Origin of the sequence: Rhodothermus bifroesti, assembly GCF_017908595.1 — a bacterium.
GTDB classification, from domain to species: Bacteria; Bacteroidota; Rhodothermia; order Rhodothermales; family Rhodothermaceae; genus Rhodothermus; species Rhodothermus bifroesti.
Map to the genome: position 1 here is coordinate 450302 of NZ_JAGKTL010000003.1, position 18302 is coordinate 468603.

The 18302-nt window shown below is 56.3% G+C and carries 21 protein-coding genes; 2 read left to right on the forward strand and 19 right to left on the reverse strand.

All coding sequences use genetic code 11. The features are described 5' to 3' along the window. Nucleotides 1–6: 6 nt before the first annotated feature. From J8E65_RS08920 to J8E65_RS09005, 18 genes are all read right to left on the reverse strand, one after another. Nucleotides 7–888 carry a CheR family methyltransferase gene (locus J8E65_RS08920; RefSeq protein WP_210375397.1) on the reverse strand — a complete coding sequence of 294 codons (882 nt, stop codon included), beginning with the start codon at nt 886–888 and terminating at the stop codon, nt 7–9. Nucleotides 889–915: 27 nt separating this feature from the next. After that, nucleotides 916–2160 (reverse strand): HEAT repeat domain-containing protein, encoded by a 1245-nt coding sequence (locus J8E65_RS08925; RefSeq protein WP_210375398.1) that lies wholly within the window; start codon nt 2158–2160, stop codon nt 916–918. Between the two features lie 19 nt (nt 2161–2179). Further along, nucleotides 2180–2677 (reverse strand): chemotaxis protein CheW, encoded by a 498-nt coding sequence (locus J8E65_RS08930; RefSeq protein WP_210375399.1) that lies wholly within the window; start codon nt 2675–2677, stop codon nt 2180–2182. A 146-nt stretch (nt 2678–2823) separates the two neighbouring features. Beyond that, on the reverse strand, nt 2824–4101 hold the full coding sequence (locus J8E65_RS08935) for a flagellar hook protein FlgE (protein ID WP_210375400.1): 1278 nt from the start codon (nt 4099–4101) through the stop codon (nt 2824–2826). Between the two features lie 99 nt (nt 4102–4200). Continuing rightward, nucleotides 4201–4596, reverse strand: coding sequence for a TIGR02530 family flagellar biosynthesis protein (locus J8E65_RS08940; RefSeq protein WP_210375401.1), 396 nt, complete (start codon nt 4594–4596; stop codon nt 4201–4203). A gap of 19 nt (nt 4597–4615) precedes the next feature. Then, entirely contained in the window at nt 4616–5299 is a 684-nt protein-coding gene (locus J8E65_RS08945) for a flagellar hook assembly protein FlgD (protein ID WP_237181804.1), read from the reverse strand. 13 nt (nt 5300–5312) lie between these two features. After that, on the reverse strand, nt 5313–7424 hold the full coding sequence (locus tag J8E65_RS12480) for a hypothetical protein (protein WP_237181806.1): 2112 nt from the start codon (nt 7422–7424) through the stop codon (nt 5313–5315). A gap of 19 nt (nt 7425–7443) precedes the next feature. Continuing rightward, complete coding sequence (locus J8E65_RS08955) at nt 7444–8097, reverse strand: hypothetical protein (RefSeq protein ID WP_210375402.1); 654 nt, start codon at nt 8095–8097, stop codon at nt 7444–7446. Continuing rightward, nucleotides 8094–8558, reverse strand: a complete 465-nt coding sequence (locus J8E65_RS08960; RefSeq protein WP_210375403.1) for a flagellar export protein FliJ — start codon at nt 8556–8558, stop codon at nt 8094–8096. The genes J8E65_RS08955 and J8E65_RS08960 overlap by 4 nt, the downstream gene beginning before the upstream one ends. 69 nt (nt 8559–8627) lie before the next feature. Further along, complete coding sequence (locus tag J8E65_RS08965) at nt 8628–9923, reverse strand: FliI/YscN family ATPase (RefSeq protein ID WP_210375404.1); 1296 nt, start codon at nt 9921–9923, stop codon at nt 8628–8630. After that, a complete protein-coding gene (locus J8E65_RS08970) occupies nt 9916–10767 on the reverse strand; it encodes a FliH/SctL family protein (protein ID WP_210375405.1) in 852 nt (283 codons plus the stop codon). Before J8E65_RS08970 ends, J8E65_RS08965 begins: the two co-directional genes overlap by 8 nt. Nucleotides 10768–10777: 10 nt before the next feature. After that, nucleotides 10778–11824: a flagellar motor switch protein FliG gene (gene fliG, locus J8E65_RS08975; RefSeq protein ID WP_237181808.1), complete on the reverse strand. Its 1047-nt coding sequence runs from the start codon at nt 11822–11824 to the stop codon at nt 10778–10780. A 5-nt stretch (nt 11825–11829) separates the two neighbouring features. Continuing rightward, nucleotides 11830–13428, reverse strand: coding sequence for a flagellar basal-body MS-ring/collar protein FliF (gene fliF / locus J8E65_RS08980; protein WP_237181809.1), 1599 nt, complete (start codon nt 13426–13428; stop codon nt 11830–11832). A 93-nt stretch (nt 13429–13521) separates the two neighbouring features. Next, complete coding sequence (gene fliE, locus J8E65_RS08985) at nt 13522–13830, reverse strand: flagellar hook-basal body complex protein FliE (RefSeq protein ID WP_210375407.1); 309 nt, start codon at nt 13828–13830, stop codon at nt 13522–13524. A gap of 12 nt (nt 13831–13842) precedes the next feature. Further along, on the reverse strand, nt 13843–14124 hold the full coding sequence (locus tag J8E65_RS08990) for a hypothetical protein (RefSeq protein ID WP_210375408.1): 282 nt from the start codon (nt 14122–14124) through the stop codon (nt 13843–13845). A 6-nt stretch (nt 14125–14130) separates the two neighbouring features. Further along, a complete protein-coding gene (locus J8E65_RS08995) occupies nt 14131–14523 on the reverse strand; it encodes a hypothetical protein (protein WP_210375409.1) in 393 nt (130 codons plus the stop codon). A 3-nt stretch (nt 14524–14526) separates the two neighbouring features. Further along, nucleotides 14527–15027 (reverse strand): flagellar basal body rod protein FlgC, encoded by a 501-nt coding sequence (gene flgC / locus J8E65_RS09000; protein ID WP_210375410.1) that lies wholly within the window; start codon nt 15025–15027, stop codon nt 14527–14529. 14 nt (nt 15028–15041) lie between these two features. Continuing rightward, a complete protein-coding gene (locus J8E65_RS09005) occupies nt 15042–15380 on the reverse strand; it encodes a flagellar basal body rod protein FlgB (protein WP_210375411.1) in 339 nt (112 codons plus the stop codon). A 290-nt stretch (nt 15381–15670) separates the two neighbouring features. On the opposite strand from J8E65_RS09005, the gene J8E65_RS09010 reads away from it, so the two are divergent. Then, nucleotides 15671–16393, forward strand: a complete 723-nt coding sequence (locus J8E65_RS09010) for a sensor histidine kinase (protein ID WP_210375412.1) — start codon at nt 15671–15673, stop codon at nt 16391–16393. Nucleotides 16394–16457: 64 nt separating this feature from the next. Next, nucleotides 16458–17861, forward strand: a complete 1404-nt coding sequence (locus J8E65_RS09015; RefSeq protein ID WP_210375413.1) for a sigma-54-dependent transcriptional regulator — start codon at nt 16458–16460, stop codon at nt 17859–17861. Here the strand turns inward: J8E65_RS09015 and J8E65_RS09020 are convergent. Continuing rightward, complete coding sequence (locus tag J8E65_RS09020) at nt 17851–18231, reverse strand: flagellar biosynthesis anti-sigma factor FlgM (protein WP_210375414.1); 381 nt, start codon at nt 18229–18231, stop codon at nt 17851–17853. The two genes, J8E65_RS09015 and J8E65_RS09020, sit on opposite strands and share 11 nt — an antisense overlap. Between the last annotated feature and the right edge of the window lie 71 nt (nt 18232–18302).

Here is an 18302-nt window from a genome sequence, read left to right on the forward strand (position 1 = left end):
TTGTTTTTAGTTGCCTGACGTTTCCTCCGGCTGAAGTTCCTTCCGATACACAATGGTCTTGCCACAGCGTACCGGATGAAACGCCTGGCTGATGCCATAAAGCGTCTCAGAAAATCCAATAAACAGATAGCCGCCAGGCACCAGACTTCGGTAGAAAGACTGTACCACCCGGCGTTTGATATTATCGTCGAAATAGATCAAAACATTAGCGCAGATGATCAGATCGAAATCTCGCATGGCCTGCATGGCCAGCGTATCAACCAGGTTGAGCACGCGAAACTGAACCATCTGGCGGATTTCCGGGCGAAGCCGGTAGTAGTTGCCTGCTGCAATGAAATAGCGTTGTAGGTACTCGGGGGGAAGGTTGCGTATGGCATAACTTCCGTATAGCCCTTCTTGAGCTTGCTGGAGCACTTCGGTGTTAATGTCGGTACCGATGATTTCAAAGCGAAGCTGGGGGTAGCGAGGCAGTAGGTTGTGTCGCAAGAAAAGCGCGATTGTATAGGGCTCCTCACCGCTGGAGCAACCGGCGCTCCAAATGCGAATAGGACGCCTGAGCTGCAGCCATTCGGGCACAAGGTGGTTTTCTATAACCTCAAGCTGCCCGGGGGCACGAAAAAAGAACGTTTCATTAATGGTAATCGCATTGATAAGCCTGCGGAGCTCTTCACTGCTTTGCCCGTTGCTCAGCAGGTGCACGTAGTCACGCGCGCTAGGCAGCTTAAGCTCGGTGAGACGGCGTCTGACGCGGCTTTCCAGCAGATAACGCTTATTCTCCTGAAAGAAAATGCCGGTTGTTTGGTAAATCAGGTCGCGTAACTGCTGAAAGTCCTCGTCGGAAAGTGCACCTTGCTGGGGCGTAAGTGGTAGGTGGGCCAGCAGGCTCATAAGCGCTGAGGGTTAGGGGTGGAGGACTCATTTACGCTGCGTAGCGTACAGCACATCGTCGGCATAGTGGCGCACGCTGGGGTCTGGGTCGTGCAGCCCCTGCTGCACTAGGTTACTAAAGGCTGGGTGTTGCAGCTGGAGCGCGAGCGTGATGGCCGCCATTTTGGTTTCAGCATCCAGGTTTTCAAAATGAGCTTGAAGGAACTGGGCAGCCTGTGGAAGTTGCACGTCGTCGATACAGCCTTGAGCCAATAGGGCGATGGTAAATCCAGCCGCGGCATTGAGCGACATGCGTCCACTTTCTGCGCAGCGGGCAATGCAGGTCAGCGTTTCTGGATGTGTAGCGATTGCTTCAAACAGGGCGATGTCTAGCTCGTCGTGCTGCCCAGCATGCTCCAGCAAGGCCTCTAGCGTTGCCGTATCGAACAGATATCGCAGGCCTCGAATGGCGGCCTTTTTGAACTCTAGGTCGGGCTCAAAGAGCATTTCCAAAAAGTAGGGCCGAAGTGTTTCAGGTAAAGGAGGCCGAGGTGCTGGAGCCGATTCGTAGGCTTCGATCAAATCGTACAGAATAAGGGGTCGTGCTTCTGGGGTAGCTTGAGCAAGTTGTTGCAAAAGTAGCGTAAGCACTTCAGGGATCGGGTAGCGGGCTAAGGCTTCGGCTGCAGCGTAGCGCACCACTGGATCTGGATCGTTTAGGGCGGTTTCGATTAGCTTCAAATCCCGCGGGTCGCGGAAGGCCCCCAGGGCGGTTAAAATGTGCGCTCGCTCTTGCGGGTGATCCGCGTATCGCTGGCGCAGCAGGGGAGCATAGCCTGTGGCTTTCAGCATGCCTAAGGCATCGATCACGGAAAGCCGCACATTGACATCGGGGTCTTCGATATGCGCTGCAATTCGGTCTGCTACGTCCTGGGCTGGAAGCTGGGCCAGCACATCGATGGCAAATTTGCGAACGTCAGCGTTTGGGCTATCTACAAAAGGCAACAGCGCTTCAACAGCTGGTCGACCTATGCGTACTAAAAGTTCACCGGCTAAATTCCGTATCGGAAGCTCAGGGTGCTGAATGATGGGTGCTATGGCTTGCGCTGCCTCTGGTGTCGGGTGGGCACTCAAGTACTGAGCAGCCTCTTCACGGATGCCTGGATCGCTATCGTGCAGGCACAGGGCAGCAACCTGAACAGCTTCTTCGGGCGGCGTTTGCGCCAGAAAAGTGATCAGGGTATCCAGGCGTACTGCTGGGTCTGGGTGGGCAAAACCGTCGGGTAAAACCATAGCTTTTCCGGATTAAGGCTTATGCCATATGGGCCTCGGCACGCTCCTGAACAGGCCGGAGCTCTTGCTTTTCCTCTTCTGAGAGAATGCGTTCCAGATCCAGTAAGATCAGTAACCGGTCTTCTAGCTTGGCTACACCCGTGATGTAGCCCGCGTCGATGCCAATAGCCAGCTCTGGTGGAGGCTCGATAACGCTGGCATCTACGCGCAACACCTGGCGTACAGCATCGACCATAAAGCCCACAATCTTATCGCCCAGCTCTACGACAATGATACGTGAGTTTTTGTCGCGCTCACGGGTAGGCAGGTTAAAACGCTTGCGTAGGTCAACTACAGGTACAATACGGCCCCGTAGGTTGATGACCCCTTCGACAAAAGCTGGGGCATTCGGCACGCGCGTAATGTCGACAGGCCGAATGATTTCTTGCACATTGAGGATGTCAACCCCAAATTCTTCCTGATCAATCAGAAAGCTGACCAGCTGAAGCAGGGAAGCATGCTTGGTGTGCGATTGCATGGCAGCATTACGTTGGTGGACGTAAGAAGGCCTTCGGCTTACCATATCGACCAAAAGCCGAACTTCTTTAGGTAAGCCCTAGGCTAAAAACGCTGCGCCCTGACCCTTGCAAGGTCAGGGCGCAGCGTGGAGGCTCGCCAGAAAGCTTATCGTTTTAGCTGTACCAGTTCTTGGAGCATTTCGTCGGAGGTGGTAATGATACGCGCCGAAGCCTGGTAACCTCGCTGGGTAACAATCATGTCAGTGAACTCAGTAGCTAGGTCCACATTGCTCATTTCGAGCGTTCCAGCTACGATCACAGTACGGTTCATTTCGGCACCAGCGCGACCCAGCATCAGGTCCCCTGAGGCACTGGTAAGGCTCCAAAGGTTGTCTCCTTCTTGCTGGAGGCCGTTAGGGTTGTTGACCATGCCCAGGACAATCTGATAGAGCCGTTGTTGCTGGCCGTTGGAAAAGTTAAGCTCAACAATGCCCTCTTGGTTGATGCTGAAGCCCACAAGCGACCCCGGGGGAACCCCGTCCTGGTTACGGACCATGGCAGTGGTAGAGCCTGCAAACTGGGTCATTGCAGCATCGTCACCAGCCAAATTCAACGTGAACGTCTCAAACGTACTATCGCCATCAATATCCCACTCGAACGGTATGTTTAAGGTGCCGGCATCCGGATACGTCGTAGGGTCGCTGTCCAAATCCAAGGTCCCATCGTTGTTAAACGACAGCGTGCCGCTTTGGGGATTGCCGCTACTGTCGAGGATGGGATTGCTGTTGGCGTCCAGGACTTCCCATTGCCATTCGTTAGTATTGGTTTTGGTAAAGCGGATGATCAGCGTATAGGTTCGTCCCTGCGCGTCGTACACGATGGTCGAGACGTTCATGCTGTCGCCGATTGCGGCTTCGGCACTGAGGTTTCCACGGATATAGATGTTTTCGGTGCGTTTTGGGGGAGCCGTGGCATTGAGCGGAATGCGCACATCCTGCAAAGCTGCCGAGCGCAACTGGCCGTTTTCGTCAAAAGCCCAGCCTTGCACTTGCAGGCCGGTATTGGTCACCAGTTCGCCAAAGCGATTGACTGTAAAGTTGCCGGCACGTGTCAGGTAAAGCCGATCGCCCCCGCGCACGACAAAGAACCCGTCACCGTTGAGGCCTAGATCGGTGGCCACGCCCGTGTTTTCAAGGGCACCCTGGGCAAAGTTGACATCGATCGATCCAACCGCGACGCCCAGGCCAACATAAGCAGGGTTGATGCCACGGCCGCCAGCCGTTCGACCTACACCCAGCAGGGTCTGGCCAAAGAGTTCATTGAAGGCAGCGCGACCACGCTTGAAGGCCGTAGTGTTGACGTTGGCAATGTTGTTGGAGATGACGTCCATGCGGACCTGGTGGCTTTTGAGTCCGGAGACGCCGGTGCGGAGTGAGCGAATCATGGCACTACTTGGGTTAGGTTTAAAGTTTTTAGACTGATGCCGCAGCTTCAGTCGGTCAGCTGCAGCCACCGGCATCCCATAAGGGGCCTGCCGGATTTTTTACAAGATGTAAGCACTGTCAATCTGCGTAAAAATGCGCTGTGGCATTTCCTGGCGGTCGAGTGCAGTAACCACGGTGCGGTTGGGCACACTGATGATGAAGGCAGCTTCAGGGTGAAGCACTAAGGCCTCTCGGGCGCCTTTACTGGCTAGCTCCTGCACCGCTTGGCTCAGCTGTCGCGCCAGAAGTTCGTCGAAGGCAATATGGCGCTGCGCGATGCGTTGCTGGGCATGCGCCGAAAGGCGCAACCCTTCACCAGCAGTTTGCACTTGACGAAGGACGTGGGCAAACGTGCCTTCTGGCGGGTCATGCGTTCGGGATATTTCTGAGGATCTAGCCGTCGAAGGCAGCCCAGCAGCAGACGAAACGCGTTGGGCCAGTTCTTGTACCTGCATGGCGTCTAGGGTTTGGATGTTACGCTGAGGTTACGCCGCGAACGTTTTGCAAGGGAATCGCATAGGTGCCTATCCAAAGCAGAATGCCCTCTGGACCAAACGTCACGCGATCGACGCGTCCACGTACCATTGTGCGTGCGGCTATCGGATCGCCTTCGGCATTGGTTGCTGTCACTTCTAGGATATAGGTGCCGGCTGGCAAGGACTTTCCTGAATCGTCTCGCCCATCCCAGGAAAGCTCATGCTCTCCTGCAGCTTGAGGTCCAAGCTGTATGGTGCGCACCAGCTGGCCAGACTCGTTGCGAATCTGCACACTTACTTGCTGTGCGTTGCCGTCGAGCACAAACCGGAAGGCTGCGGCCTGTTCACCTGTCCAGCGGATACGGCTGCCTTCGGCTTCGATCACCTTCCCCACCAGCCCGGCCGCTACGCTGTTATGAATGCCTTGGGCTAGGGCCCCGTAAGCATCATTTTGCGCTGTCAGCGCTTTGTTGATTTCAATCAGCTGCTCAACCGTGCTAAACTGCGCTAGCTGCACGGCAAACTCCCGGCTATCGAGCGGATTGGTTGGGTCTTGATAGCGCAGCTGGGTGACCAGCAACCGCAGGAAAGCTTCTTTATCCAGCGTTTGTGAACCCGGCGCTGCTGGTGTGGCTTGGAGCGCTTGGTTACGAATAGCTTCGATAGGGGCAATGAGCGACATAATGCGTTCAGGCTTAGCCAATCCATTCGTAAGTACTTCCAGGGCGCATAGCCCGGCTTGGGGAAGTCGGGGATGCCTCGGAAGCGGGGGCTGAAACCTCTCCAGCAAGCGTTGTACCATTCTCGGACGCTTCCGTAAACGTCTGCCAGCCTCTGCTTTGGCTTTCTCCCCCGGTGAGCGACAGCTGCACGGCTGTTTGGTATTGCGCCTGCAATGCCTCCTGGATGCGATCCGCATGCGCAGCAGCTAGGGCGCGCAACGTGGGGTCGCTAAAATGCACGGCGACCGTGACGCGATCGGTCTCGCGCTGCGCCCGAATGTGCATCGTGCCCGATCCATCAGCTAGGGTGACTTCAAGGGCCTTTCCGCGCTCTAGCTGAACGATGCGTTCACTATAAGCGAACAGCACCTGTATCCACGCAGCACTCCGAATTGCATGCGGTAAGACCGATGAGCCAATGGCAGCTGGCGTTGGTCGGAGCGGTACATCTGGCCGAACGATTTCATCAGGGACAGACAGCAGCGATTCCTCAACAGCTTTGGCTTCTGGCTTGAGGATCCCCAAGTCTTCACCTTCTGAAGGCATGCCCTTTAAGGAAGGTGGCGGCGTTTTTTCCTCCATAGCGGGAAAGAATGTCTCATGGACTCCTTCTTCGGGGGACTCGGCCATCGCTATGGGGGGCGTAGTGCTTGGTGCATGTGTCTGCGACCGGGGCGTGGACGTCTTGAGCTCCGGCTCGGGGATCGCCCCTGAGGGCACTGTCGCTAAAGGGGACAGGATTTGCGTTTTTGCGGCTTGTTGCGGGACCGAAGCATCGACTACGTACGACGCTGCCTGTCTGGAAAGTGGCGGCACATGTGCTTTCTGAGGATGAACGTCTGGGATTGAGCGCAGGAAGGGATCCGTTTCTAAAGCACGAAGCTGATTGACTTGCGCAGCTTCAGCCGCTACAATGTCTGGTTGCTGATGCAATGGCTTTGAGCTGATAGCTGAAACCGTAGGATCTTCCGTAAAGAGAGGTTGCAGCAACGTTTGCTGCTCAGCAGGTTGTAGGCCCAGCGCTCCGTTCGTCTTCTGAAAAGCTACATGGTTAACCTGTCGTTGGAAATGAGGGGAGCTTGTGGTCGGGTTGGTTTGTTTGTTTGCGCCGGTTCCCGGTCCCGGCACGGCACTCGGTACGGCGCTTGTGATCGGGTTGGCTTGTTTATTTGCCTCGATCATCTGTGGCTGCTGAGGGACATCTGAAAAAGGCCAAGCTGGCGTAGGTGCTTTGGTGTCAGCGGGTGAGGTAGAGTGCCTGGGTTGGGGAGATGCGGCTTCGGTCTGTTTTGCTATCTCAGACAAAAGTGCCTCTGTCTGGGATGCTGGAGGTGCAGGATCGTTTGTAGCAGTCTTGGGAGCAAAGGCCTGCCCGTTTCGGGTGATGAGAGAGGCATCGGTAGCGAACTCAGCCGATGATGGCAAAACAGCCTGGTCTTCGAAGGGAAATTGGGGGGCTTGTGGTGAGTGATGTACGGTTGTCTGCTGGGCAGGTGGGGTATTGGGGGCAGGAGCCTCGAGAAGCTGTTTCTGGTCCGTAATCGAAGATGGGGTAGGGATCGCTTGGGCCAGTTTAGTTGAGTTGTAGGCAAGGTGCTGCGCGATATCCGCGTGTTCTGCAAGGGCTATCTGCGGGTGCCCGTTGTTGCTCGGGTTTTTTTGCTGTGCTGTCGTTGGATGCTCAATGATAGGTTGAGCGTCTGGGGTGTTGTTCATCCAAGTCGTTGAAGCTGCTTCAGTAGAAGGCACCGATGCGGTGCTGCCCATAGCAGGTTGGGTGTAGGATTCGGGGCCAGGGATCTGTTGGTGATCCACCAACGCTGACTGTGGAGATGCGGTGCTTGTTGCGTGTGGGCTAAAAGACGGCTCGTCGGCCTGGGTTGAGGTGTGGGGTGATGCCTTTTCCGTTGAGGGTATAGGAAAAACGAGTTGCCAGATGGCCTCTAGCAAGTGCGTAAACCGGCGACGTGCATGGGCTTCCGGTTGGGTGTTGTCGCTATCGGACTCGGTGGCGTGATGCGTTGTCCCGGTGAACCCCATTTCTGTGGCTGGGGGCAGCGGTAGCGGTGTAGGGGATACGTTCATGGCCTAGCTTAAGTCAGGTTTACTGGCTGCCAGCGGGACGTAGGGAAACCTCTTGTGCGGTGGGTCGCTCAATCAGGCGATTGACCAATCGGGCAGCTTGTTCTGGAGGCAAAGACTGCAACAGCAAGGTACGCCCGCGTCCGCTGGTGGCTTGATACAGCAGCTCAATGACTTCAGGAGGGAGCTGGCTAACCAGGGCACGTCGCTCCTTGTCTTCCATGCGTGTGATGGTGGCAGCCAGCTCATCGGCGCGTGCCTTTTGGGTTTCTAGCGAAGCCAGTCTTTGCTGGAGGGTTTGCATTTGGGCTTCTGCTTGGTACAAGGCCTGGCGCAACGAGGCGCCCTGTTGCTGGGCGGTTTGGAGCGCCTGGCGCAGTTGCGCCAACGTGTCGCGTGCTACCTTAAGGGAATCACGCAAGGCTGTTTGTGCGCTTACAAGCGCCAGCAAAGCCGCTGAGTCGGCGCACTGGAAATGGTCTAGCAAGCTATCTGCATGCATTAGAGTCTGTTGACCTAGCGCGCCGATGGCGGTTGTGTCGTTCCTTAGGACAGCCAAACTATCCTGAACCTGAGCGACGCGTTGTGGGGCCACATAGGGCATGGCGAAGTACATACCGATCACGCCCAGCAAAAAGGCCAGTATGGCCAATAGGATGCGTAGCAGCATCTTCATGGCATCCTCAGGTGTAGGTGCTTGCGGACGTAAGCGCCTGTAGCGTGCTCATCGAGCCAGGCATTTTCAGCAGCTAGCTCGGCTTGGGTATGTTGGGCTTTTTGGTGGTCGCGTAGGCGTTCAAGAGAAGCCTCGGCTTGATGGCATTCGAGCACCTGTTGTCGTGCTTCGGCCTCTTGGCGACGTAGGTTTTCCAGCTGCTGCTCTAAGGTGCGCAATTGACGCCGTGCACTTAACCAGTGTGCTTCGTAACGCCTAAGCTGCACGGGATCCAGGGTGGGTTGCGCTAAGATGAGCTGTTTTTCCAATGTTTCGAGCTCTTTCTGGGCTTGGGCAAGCTGTTGCTCCAACTGCAAGCGGGCGTGCGTGATCTGGGCCAAGGCTTCAGCAGCCTGTTCGGTCTGGTGCTGCCGTAGGCGCAGCACGCTTTGGAGCGAAAAGCGGAATTTCTTGCCGCGCATAGGTACTTTCTGGAGTCAATATAGCGGTTCTGAGAGGTTATGGACGCTTACTGCAAAAGGCCGGCCAATCTATCGGGATTTGGCTGGGGGTTTTGCTGGCGGCAAGCTTTTTAAGAGGGCGGCTAGGTCGCCAACGGGGTCTTCAGAGGTTTCGTCGACGCCTTGGCGCAGGAAGGCCATAAGCATGTCATAGGCCATAATGGCGCGGTCGAGTTCAGGCCGGGTTCCCATTTCATAAGCGCCGACGCGAATAAGATCTTCGGCTTCGCGATACATGGCCAGCAGGCGTCGGGCTTCCTCGACGAGCGCGCGGTGTTCGGCTGTGGTGATGCGCGGCATGACGCGGCTGACGCTTTGCAGGACATCGATGGCAGGAAAATGGTTGGCATGGGCTAGTTGGCGCGAAAGCACAATGTGCCCGTCGAGGATGCCGCGGACGGCATCTCCAATAGGGTCGTTCATGTCGTCGGCGTCGACAAGCACGGTGAAGATGCCCGTGATGCTGCCTTGGGCACCTGGGCCAGCACGCTCCAGCAGCCGAGGGAGCAGGGCAAAGACACTTGGGGTGTAGCCGCGCGTGGTCGGGGGCTCGCCTACGGCCAGTCCAATTTCGCGCTGGGCCATGGCCACGCTTGCTCCTTTGACCCGGTTGATGGCGGCTTGATCGCCAGTGACGGCTACAACAATCGACCGGCGTAACCCTTCGTCGCCCAAGTTGTCGGCAATGAATTCTTGCACTTCGCGACCGCGCTCGCCAATTAAGGCGATCACGTTTACGTCGGCACGGGCACGGCGGGCAATCATGCCCAGGAGCGTACTTTTACCCACGCCAGACCCCGAAAAAATACCGATGCGTTGCCCACGGCCTAGGGTTAAGAACGTGTCGATTGCTCGGATGCCCGTTAGCAGGGGGGTATCGATCATGCGGCGCGTAAGTGGCGGAGGAGGGTCGCTGTGCACGGGTTGCTCTTCGGTCAAATGCAGCGGACCTTTACCATCGATAGGGCGACCACTGGCATCGATCACGCGGCCTAGCATCGCCTGGCCCACGCGGACGGTTAGGGGAAGGGTTGAAGGTTCAACCAGGCACCCGGCTCTAAGCCCACGCGTCAGCTCCAGGGGCATGAGGAGTGTGGTGCGTCCACGTAGACCAACGACCTCGGCCTTGATGCGCCGCGCCTCTGGCTGCTCTCCCTCATGGATATAGCATAGCTCGCCCACAGCAGCGGGTAGATCGGAGGCTTCGATCAGCAAACCCACCACACTCTGAACTTTGCCAAAATGCAGGGGTCTCGGTGGATGCTTGCGAATCTGCCGCAAGCAGTGGGCTGTAAATGATGCCTCAGGGGAAGGGAGTTCAGGCATGGTTATCTGGTGCTTGGTCCGAAGCTTCTGGGACGGCCGGCAGCAGTCCTAAGCGTTGGCGCAAGGTTTGGAGCAGTTCCTGGCGGATGTTGCGGCGCATCGCTGAGGGGGTTTGCACGACCCAGTCGCCTTCTTTCAGTGCAGGGTTAAGCTGCCAACGCAGCTCAGGATGACGACTTTCAAGCTGGGCAATCACGCCCTGTTCTTGAAGGCGCAGGAAGTCGACTGGGTGTATTGAGATCTCAATCGGGGTTTCTCGGGCCAGCTGCTCAACCGCCTCGGCTAAGACACGTGCGGAAACGCCTTTAAGGCTTTCCGGAAGCGGGGCATCCAGAAGCGCTTCAGCTACCTCGAGCGCGATTTCTACCAGCATGGGCTCGAGCTGACGGGTATAGGCATACCAGGCTTGGCGGAGGCGTTCTAGCTCGTCAGCCCACTCAGCTTGAAGCCGAAGCAGGCGCTCGCGCCATTCGGTTTCAGCAGCAGCACGACCAGCCGCTTCGCCTTCAGCGCGGGCCTGTGCGATGGCTACTTCGAGCTTTTGCTGCCACTCGGCTTCCAGCTTGGCCTTGAGCGCAGATTCATCCATGGCATCCTGTGGGGGTGGGTCATTTTCTTCAGCAGAAATGCGAAAGATGTTCTCTGTTTGCATCCACTCGCCTGCATCAATTTCGATGGGCTGGGCCTGCCGGGCTTGCTGGCGCCGCAGTAGGCCGTGGTGACGAAAAGCTTGCGTTTCCTCCGGATCTGCCGGCACTCGCAGTTGGGTCTTGGTGAGCCGTGGCGGGAAGGGCCGCTCAGGCTGCGTTTTGAGGTGCTCAACCAAAGAGATAAGCCGGGCCATGGCACTGGGATTAAATCAATAGTTCTTGGCTTGTGCGCGTCAAGGTGATCTCTTCTTGTTCTTCCAGACGTTGTGCTGTTTCGAGAATGCGTCGCTGGGCTTCGTCGACGTCGCGCACGCGGACAGGTCCCATGAGCTCGAGTTCCTCTTGGATCATCTTCGCTGCGCGTTCGCTGACGTTGCGGAGAATCTTTTCTTTGAGCTCGCCTGAGGCGGCTTTGAGGGCCAGGGCAATGTCTTTTTGGTCCACTTCCGTCAGCAGACGCTGCATGTCCCGATCGCTGATATGGGCCAGATCGTCAAACGTAAACATCAAGGCCTTAATCGAAGCGGCCAGTTCGGGATCGCGCTCACGGATAGCATCCAGCAGCGTGCGCTCGACCGTTCGGCTGGTGCTGTTGAGAATTTCGGCAACCTTTTCGACGCCACCCGAAGTGCTGAGCTCAGCGCCAAACACCGCGCTAATGTGTTGACGGATGACGTCTTCAATGTCACGTAGCAGCTCTGGCGAGGTTTTGCCCATCGTGGCCAGCCGGTACATGATTTCCGTGCGCAACTCTTCGGGCAGGTTTGAGATGATATCGGCAGCCTTGCGGGCATTCAAATGGGCCAGAATAAGCGCAGCGGTCTGTGGATGCTCATTCTGGATGAAGTTGACGAGCTGGGCGGTTTCAACGGTTTGTAACAGGTGAAAGGCCGACACCTGCATGGCGGCTTCGACGCGCATTAGGATTTCTTCGGCACGTCGTGGGCCAAGGGCTGCTTCTAGGGCTTCCCGCGCAAATTGAAGCCCTCCTTGGGCAATGTAATCGTGGGCCAGGGCCGAGTCGCGATAGTCCAGCAAGACGGCCTCAACGACATCGGCGCTGACGTTTCGCATGCGTGCAATCTCGATAGAGATTCTTTCGACCTCATCGTCGCGCAGGTATTTGAGAATCTTAGCCGCTGCCTGCGTGCCCATGGCAATGAGCAGGACGGCCGCTTTCTGCGCTCCTGTCAGGTCGTGCACGGTCAGCTCGGCAACAGGCCGATCGGTCGCTTTGGCTTTGGTGGCCATAGGCATTAGGCATTAAGGTCGCTGACCATCCAGCTCCGAATGATTTCTGCAGTTTCTTCGGGTTTTTCGTTTACTTTTTTCTGCACCTCTTCGAAGAGCAAGTGCTTGGCCTTAATGCGGGCTTTGGCTTCGGCTGAGAGTCGACTGGTATAAATGTCGTCGATCATCACCAGCTCTTCTTCCGTACCGGCAGCGAGTCCAGGCGTTGGGGCTTTGCCCTGAAGGGCTTCGGGAGAGACGCCGGCCTGAAGAGCTTCGCGATCGACGCGGCCAATGAGCACTTGGGTGGTGCCTGCCAGATCCCCAATGCGTCGCATAGCAGCCCGTAGCAGCCAGACCACTAAACCTAGGGCCAGCGCCATTAGCCCGTAGCGGATATACAGATTCAATTGCTCTTGGCGGCGCTGCTCGCGCAGCTCTTGGGCAAGCTGGTCGTCAATCTGCGTGTCGAAGCGGGTTTGGTGAATGGCAATGCGGTCGCCTCGCTGGGCGTTAAATCCTACGGCATTTTTGACCAGCTCCTCAATTTCGCGCATCTCCTCCTCGGTGTAGGGACGCGCTTGTCGTGAGCCATCTTCTGCCACGGTGTAGCGCTGGTTGAGAATCACAGAGACGGTTAGCTGCTCAATGTTGCCTCCGTTTTGCTGAATGCGTTCGATGGTGCGGCTAAGCTCGTAGTTGCGCACCATCGAGTTAGCTGAGGTGTTGCCTTCGGCCGTTCCCGTTTCTTCCATGCGCTCTTCGCTGATAACGGTGGCGCTTTCGGGATCGATCAGTTGGCGTTCTGTGACGGCTTGATCAAAGTTCAGCGTAGCCGCAACGCGCACAATCGCGTTTCCCGGTCCCAACACGCGATCAAGCATAGACTGGCCCTTTTCGGTCAAATGGGCCTCGAGCGCTTGGCGCAGTTTGAGTTGGGTACTGCTTAGCGCCAGCTCAGGATTACCGGCATCGGGGTTGGAAAGCAGGTTCCCCCGCGCATCAAGCACGGTGACGTTTTCGGGCTGTAGACCTTCAACAGCACCAGCCACCAAGGCCGTAATGCCGTCAATTTGCTGCTCACTTAAGCGTGCGCCTTGTTTGAGCACCAGTAGCACCGAAGCGCTAGGTGCCACCTGCGTTTCCCGAAATGGGCTCCGTTCTGGAAGGACCAAGTGCACCTTAGCCAACTCGACCTGTTGCAGGCTCATAATCGTGCGGGCTAGCTCTCCTTCAAGCGCCCGTTTGTAATTGAGCCGCTGCATAAAGTCGGTCATGCCGAGCGTGCCTTTATCAAACAGCTCATAGCCCACGGGACCATCGCTAATGACCCCTTCCCCAGCAAAACGCAGGCGAAGTTCATAGACGCGGTTTTGGGGAACCCAGATGGCACTGCCCCCTTCCTTGAGCTGGTAAGGGATGTTTTCTTCTTGAAGCGTCTCGACAATCCGACTGGCATCAGCAGGGGATAGCCCACCAAAAAGCAAGGCATACTCTGGCCTTCCGGCCCAGTAGGCAATGCCCAAAAGTAACAGAATACTGCCGACTACGACTGTGCCCAGCGCCAGACGCTGGCCAAGTGTGAGCCGGCTCAGGAACTGTTTCAAACTTTCTAGCGACATCATCCTGAACCTTCAAGCGGGCTACTACCGGAACATCCAAATCCGAGCACGCGACAAAGCAGCCAGCTTTGGCGCTGCGTTATGCACAATGCGCTGTTAAATCTGGGTGCGCATGAGCTCTTGGTAGGTTTCTAGGAGGCGATTACGCACCTCGGTCATCAGCTGGAAGTACAGGCGCGCCTGGTTCATCGAAATCATAACCTCGTGCAAGTTTTCTTGCTCACCGGCTACAAAGGCTTCCACTTGCTCATTGGCGGCTTTTTGAGCGCGATCTACGGCGTTGATGGCTCGGCTTAGCGTGTCGGCAAAGCCGCCATCGGCTGCTGTGCGGTCGCGGGGGGTAGGCAAGCGCCCGTCATCCCGCCCCCATATTGATTGCAGTCGTTGCAGTTCGGCAACGTTCATGATCCTTAACCTTTAGCCGCGTACGTCCAGCTGAGAGCCTAGCGCGCCGGGCTGGAGCGTGTGCATTGAGCGGTCTGGTCCATAGAGCCGAAGCGTCAGCTTTTCGGAAGGCGGAAAGTAGCGCTGGATCATCTGCCACTCCGGTAAGCTTAGGCCTTCGGGAGGTAAGGCTGTGGGCTGTGCGGCCCGAGGACCTTCTGGCTTAGCCTTTGAGGCAGCTCCGGCAGGGGTTCCTGTCCCGACAGCAGATGATGCTAAGCCGGGAAGCGGAGAAAACGTGGGACGAATATCCATGGCCAATCAGGCAACTGCGTGGGGTGTCGGTTCTGATACTTGAACTTGATGATCTTCTAAGGCCGGAAAGGCGCCGAGGTCGTAGTCGCACACAAAACGACGCAGCACAGGGGGTAAAGCCACAACATACCAGGAGCTGCGCGCGACGTAATTGGTACCCCAGGCTTTTGCCACACGTTTGGCAACCTCCGGGTCGGGGTAGGCTACGCCATCGACGCCTACCAGTCCGTTTAGGGCTTGGGCCAGCGGACACTGGCGGGTATGCCGCGCTGCACCAGTGGGTAGACGATATAGTGGAGGCAAATGCAGTGCCTGCCGAGCAGCGTTAACGCAAGCCAGCACCGTTGCAAGGCGCGGCCGAACAAACACAAAGACCCATCCAAGCGAGCAGCGTAGCATAGCTTAGATTTCTAAAGTTCGCTTGATCATTTCCTTGGCCGCCTGGATGGTAGAGAGGTTGGCCTCGTAGATGCGGTTAGCTGAAATCAGGCGGGCCATCTCTTCCACAACGTTGACGTCGGGGTAGGCGACGTAGCCGTTGGCATCGGCGTGAGGGTGCGTGGGGTCATACTCGTAACGCAGCCGTACAACCTCTTCGATGGTGGTTTCAGGGCCGAGTTCGGCTTCGGGAAGCTTGGTGCGTAGCGAAAGGGTAGGACTGTGGCGCGGATCGCTGGTGCGCAGCGAAGTTTGCATCCGCTCTAAAAGCCGGCCAAAGCGCTGGTAGCGTGCTTCTGCAGCGGTGTGCACGGCCTGCTTGAGGGCATACGGCGTGCCTTCGGCAGTGCGGCTGGTGGCCGCATTGGCAATGTTTTCTGTAGCCGCACCGATGGCAATCCGCTGGGCTTCTAGGCCTCGTGCTGCAGTTCGGAAAAACGAAAAAATCCGTGGAGGCAGTGGCATGCGACGTTACGTCTTTATCCTGTTCGACCAGTGATGCCCGTACGCATGAGGTCAAAATGCTCTCGCAGCGCACGCGTGACCAGCTGCGTGCGCATTTGCGTATCGGCAAGCTCCATGAGCTCGTCTTCAAGTATCGGGGCGGTTGTCTCAAGGCGCATCTTCGGCTCCACATCTTCAGGCTGCCGCAAACTGGGTACTTGATGACGCGCCTTGCGGAGTGCTTCCTCAAACGCTACCGTTACGCGCTGATAACCCGGGGTGTCCAGGTTGGCTATGTTGCTGCTCAAGGCCCGCAGCCGCCATGTATAGGCTTGCATGGCATGGCGGAGCAGCGTCAGTTTGGTCGTTTCCATTGCCCTATGGCGTGCTTTGCTGCTAGAAAGGCAGCATCAACCACCGTGCCACCGCTTAAGTCCCCTGTGTTTTCGTCGATAGCAAAGGGTTTGAACCACCTTGTAAGGAAGACGAGGACGGAAATGCATCCGAATTTGGGGAAAAACTTGCCAGAAAGATCCGTGCAACCTACGCAAGCACGCGCATGCCATAGGTGGCATATGATTTGAGCCTTTTGCCAAGCGCACCAGCAGCATCGGGCAAAGGCGGTTGCCTTAGCTTGGTCCCCTTGAAGTTGCTCGGGTTGTTTATGTCAGCAGTTACTTCGGATAAGCCCCCCTTACTTGCGGATACGCACGACGCAGTGCTGGCCAATATGGCCCAGGTGCTAGCGCATCGCCTACGCAGCCTCATCACTAGTATTGAAGGATTCACCGACTTGTTGACCGATACCCTGGCCACACCTGAACAACGCGAGCTGGCCCTGCGCGTTTTTGAGAGCACTGCTTCTATTGAGCGGATTCTTTTGGAACTGCAATGGTATGCTCGACCACTGCAGCCGATGGTGCAATCCCGCTTGCTGCGCGTACTGCTGCAAGAGCTACTGGTGATGTTAGAAGCGCATGAAGCGGCCCGAGTGGCCCTCGATCTGCGCATTTCTGGAGGAAAGATCATCCGGGCCGATGCCATGCTGCTCCGCCAGGCCCTGTTTATGCTCTTGAAAAATGCCCTGGAAGCTACACGCCCCGACAGCGTTGTGCAACTGCGCGTTTTAGCCGAACCCTGCAGCATTCGTTTTGAGGTGTGGAACGAGGGTTGGATGCCCCAAGAGATAGCGGAAAAGATTTTTGTCCCCTTCTTTACCACAAAAGCTCAAAATTTAGGCATTGGCCTGCCTATTGCGCGCCGGATTGCAGAGGCCCACAAAGGGACGCTTTATTTGGCTACAAACGACCCTCAAGCCGGTATCTGCTTCGCGCTGGTTTTGCCCCAAGGAGAAGAAAAAGCAAATGGTGATGCACTCTTGGCATAGAAAGCTGACTACGTTATTTTGATAGCGCTCTCTACCCAAAGTAAAGCGTTACCCAGCAACGGTTATGACGACAGCCCAGGCAAGCGTTCCGCATATCCTCTTTGTAGACGACGAGCACCTACTCCACACCCTGTTTGAACGGCTTTTTAGCCGTCATGGCATGCGCCTAACAAGCTGCTCCAATGCCCTGCAGGCCATTGAAGCGCTGAAGAAAACGTCTTTCGACCTGGTCATTACCGATTTTAAAATGCCTGACATGGATGGGCTGGAGCTGTTGGCCTATATTCGCCAGGAGCATCCAGACCTGCAGGTCATTATGATTACGGCACATGCCAATGTGCAGCATGCTGTACGGGCCATGCAAAATGGCGCGATTGATTATATTCCTAAACCATTTGCGACCGAAGAGTTGGTGGAGCGGGTGCGGGCTGCTTTGGCCCGTCGGCAAGAGCGGCGTGAGGGTGCCCCCTTTGCAGCGCATGCACGCCGCGCCACGCGTCGCTGGGCAATCGAATACGTTGGGGAGCACCCCTCTATTCAGCAGCTTAAAACCATGCTCCCGCGCGTAGCTGCCAACAAAGCACCGGTTTTCATTCAGGGAGAAAGCGGTACCGGGAAGGAAATTCTTGCCCGGCTAATTCATCAGATGAGCGATCGTGCCGAAGGGCCTTTTGTGGCGATCAACTGCGCTAATCTGCCCCGTGAGCTGGTTGAAAGCCACCTATTTGGACACCGCAAAGGCGCTTTTACAGGGGCTATCGAAGACATGACAGGGGCTTTTGAGCGTGCTGATGGTGGTACGCTACTGCTAGACGAAATTACCGAGGTTGATTTGGCGGTTCAGGCAAAGCTGCTCCGTGTACTCCAAGAACACGAAATCCAAAAAGTGGGCTCTGTTGAAACCCGTAAAGTGGACGTGCGGGTCATTGCTACCAGTAACCGCAACCTAAGCGAAGCCCTTGCTAAGGGACAATTCCGAGAAGACCTCTACCATCGGCTCAGCGTGTTTCCGCTTACCGTGCCTCCGCTGCGCGATCGGCTATCGGACGTGCCGCTCTTGGTGGCGCATTTCGTCAAAAAGTACAGCTTGCTTTATGGATTACCCGACAAACAGGTGGCTCCAGCGCTTATGGAACGTTTTATGCGCTACCATTGGCCTGGTAACGTGCGTCAGCTTGAGAACTTTGTGCAGCGGGGTGTGCTGCTTTCGGCTGACCGCAACGTGATCGAAGTCGAAGACGTGTTTAACGAGTTTTTTGCCGATGTCATTTCGGCAGCGCCGCAGGTAGAGAAGGAAAATATTTTGCAACGCGTCCAAACCATTGAGGATATGGAGCGAGAAATGATCCTGCAGGCGCTTAAAGAGACGAACAACAACCAACAACTGGCTGCGGAAAAGCTCGGTATTAGTGCCCGCACAATTCGCAACAAGCTTAAACGCTATCGCGAGCAGGGGTTTATTTCATAGGCGGCACAAGGTTTTCCGCCAGCATTTCTTCGACCAAGCGCTGGGCAATCTGCTTGATCACTTCGGGCTGCATGTAGTACCCTGCTTGCAATGAACGTAGAATAGCCGCCACGCGCTCTGGGCTTAGCGAGGGGGTGCTGCGTAAAGCTTCGCGGGCAAATTCAATGGCTGGCGTCTCGTTTGCCTGTTGCGCAGCCTTACGGGCTGCTTCGGAAAGTTCTACCCGGTCTTCAACCGCAGACCCTTCAGGCGCTTGAGGCGTAGTAGAGGGGCGATCCCCTTCATCAATCCGGCGGGCAGTACTCAGTGCTTCCCGCTGTAAGGGATCCAGTCGGTGAGCACCTCCGCCTTTGATGTCCCGAATATCCATGGCGGCAATCTGCTTGTCCTACGCTTCCACAGGAAATTTCCCCTTCTCAATATCGACCATTTAAAATAAAA

Bases quoted from the DNA above. Each gene is read 5' to 3' on its own strand.
- J8E65_RS09020 (WP_210375414.1), bottom strand. From the start codon at position 18,231: ATGGATATTCGGGACATCAAAGGCGGAGGTGCTCACCGACTGGATCCC.
- J8E65_RS08995 (WP_210375409.1), bottom strand. From the start codon at position 14,523: ATGCTACGCTGCTCGCTTGGATGGGTCTTTGTGTTTGTTCGGCCGCGC.
- flgC (WP_210375410.1), bottom strand. From the start codon at position 15,027: ATGCCACTGCCTCCACGGATTTTTTCGTTTTTCCGAACTGCAGCACGA.
- fliG (WP_237181808.1), bottom strand. From the start codon at position 11,824: ATGGCCACCAAAGCCAAAGCGACCGATCGGCCTGTTGCCGAGCTGACC.
- J8E65_RS08965 (WP_210375404.1), bottom strand. From the start codon at position 9,923: ATGCCTGAACTCCCTTCCCCTGAGGCATCATTTACAGCCCACTGCTTG.
- J8E65_RS09015 (WP_210375413.1), top strand. From the start codon at position 16,458: ATGACGACAGCCCAGGCAAGCGTTCCGCATATCCTCTTTGTAGACGAC.
- J8E65_RS08925 (WP_210375398.1), bottom strand. From the start codon at position 2,160: ATGGTTTTACCCGACGGTTTTGCCCACCCAGACCCAGCAGTACGCCTG.
- J8E65_RS08970 (WP_210375405.1), bottom strand. From the start codon at position 10,767: ATGGCCCGGCTTATCTCTTTGGTTGAGCACCTCAAAACGCAGCCTGAG.
- J8E65_RS08955 (WP_210375402.1), bottom strand. From the start codon at position 8,097: ATGAAGATGCTGCTACGCATCCTATTGGCCATACTGGCCTTTTTGCTG.
- J8E65_RS08930 (WP_210375399.1), bottom strand. From the start codon at position 2,677: ATGCAATCGCACACCAAGCATGCTTCCCTGCTTCAGCTGGTCAGCTTT.
- J8E65_RS08960 (WP_210375403.1), bottom strand. From the start codon at position 8,558: ATGCGCGGCAAGAAATTCCGCTTTTCGCTCCAAAGCGTGCTGCGCCTA.
- J8E65_RS08935 (WP_210375400.1), bottom strand. From the start codon at position 4,101: ATGATTCGCTCACTCCGCACCGGCGTCTCCGGACTCAAAAGCCACCAG.
- J8E65_RS09010 (WP_210375412.1), top strand. From the start codon at position 15,671: ATGTCAGCAGTTACTTCGGATAAGCCCCCCTTACTTGCGGATACGCAC.
- J8E65_RS09005 (WP_210375411.1), bottom strand. From the start codon at position 15,380: ATGGAAACGACCAAACTGACGCTGCTCCGCCATGCCATGCAAGCCTAT.
- J8E65_RS08945 (WP_237181804.1), bottom strand. From the start codon at position 5,299: ATGTCGCTCATTGCCCCTATCGAAGCTATTCGTAACCAAGCGCTCCAA.
- J8E65_RS08990 (WP_210375408.1), bottom strand. From the start codon at position 14,124: ATGGATATTCGTCCCACGTTTTCTCCGCTTCCCGGCTTAGCATCATCT.
- J8E65_RS08940 (WP_210375401.1), bottom strand. From the start codon at position 4,596: ATGCAGGTACAAGAACTGGCCCAACGCGTTTCGTCTGCTGCTGGGCTG.
- J8E65_RS08920 (WP_210375397.1), bottom strand. From the start codon at position 888: ATGAGCCTGCTGGCCCACCTACCACTTACGCCCCAGCAAGGTGCACTT.
- J8E65_RS12480 (WP_237181806.1), bottom strand. From the start codon at position 7,424: ATGAACGTATCCCCTACACCGCTACCGCTGCCCCCAGCCACAGAAATG.
- fliF (WP_237181809.1), bottom strand. From the start codon at position 13,428: ATGATGTCGCTAGAAAGTTTGAAACAGTTCCTGAGCCGGCTCACACTT.
- fliE (WP_210375407.1), bottom strand. From the start codon at position 13,830: ATGAACGTTGCCGAACTGCAACGACTGCAATCAATATGGGGGCGGGAT.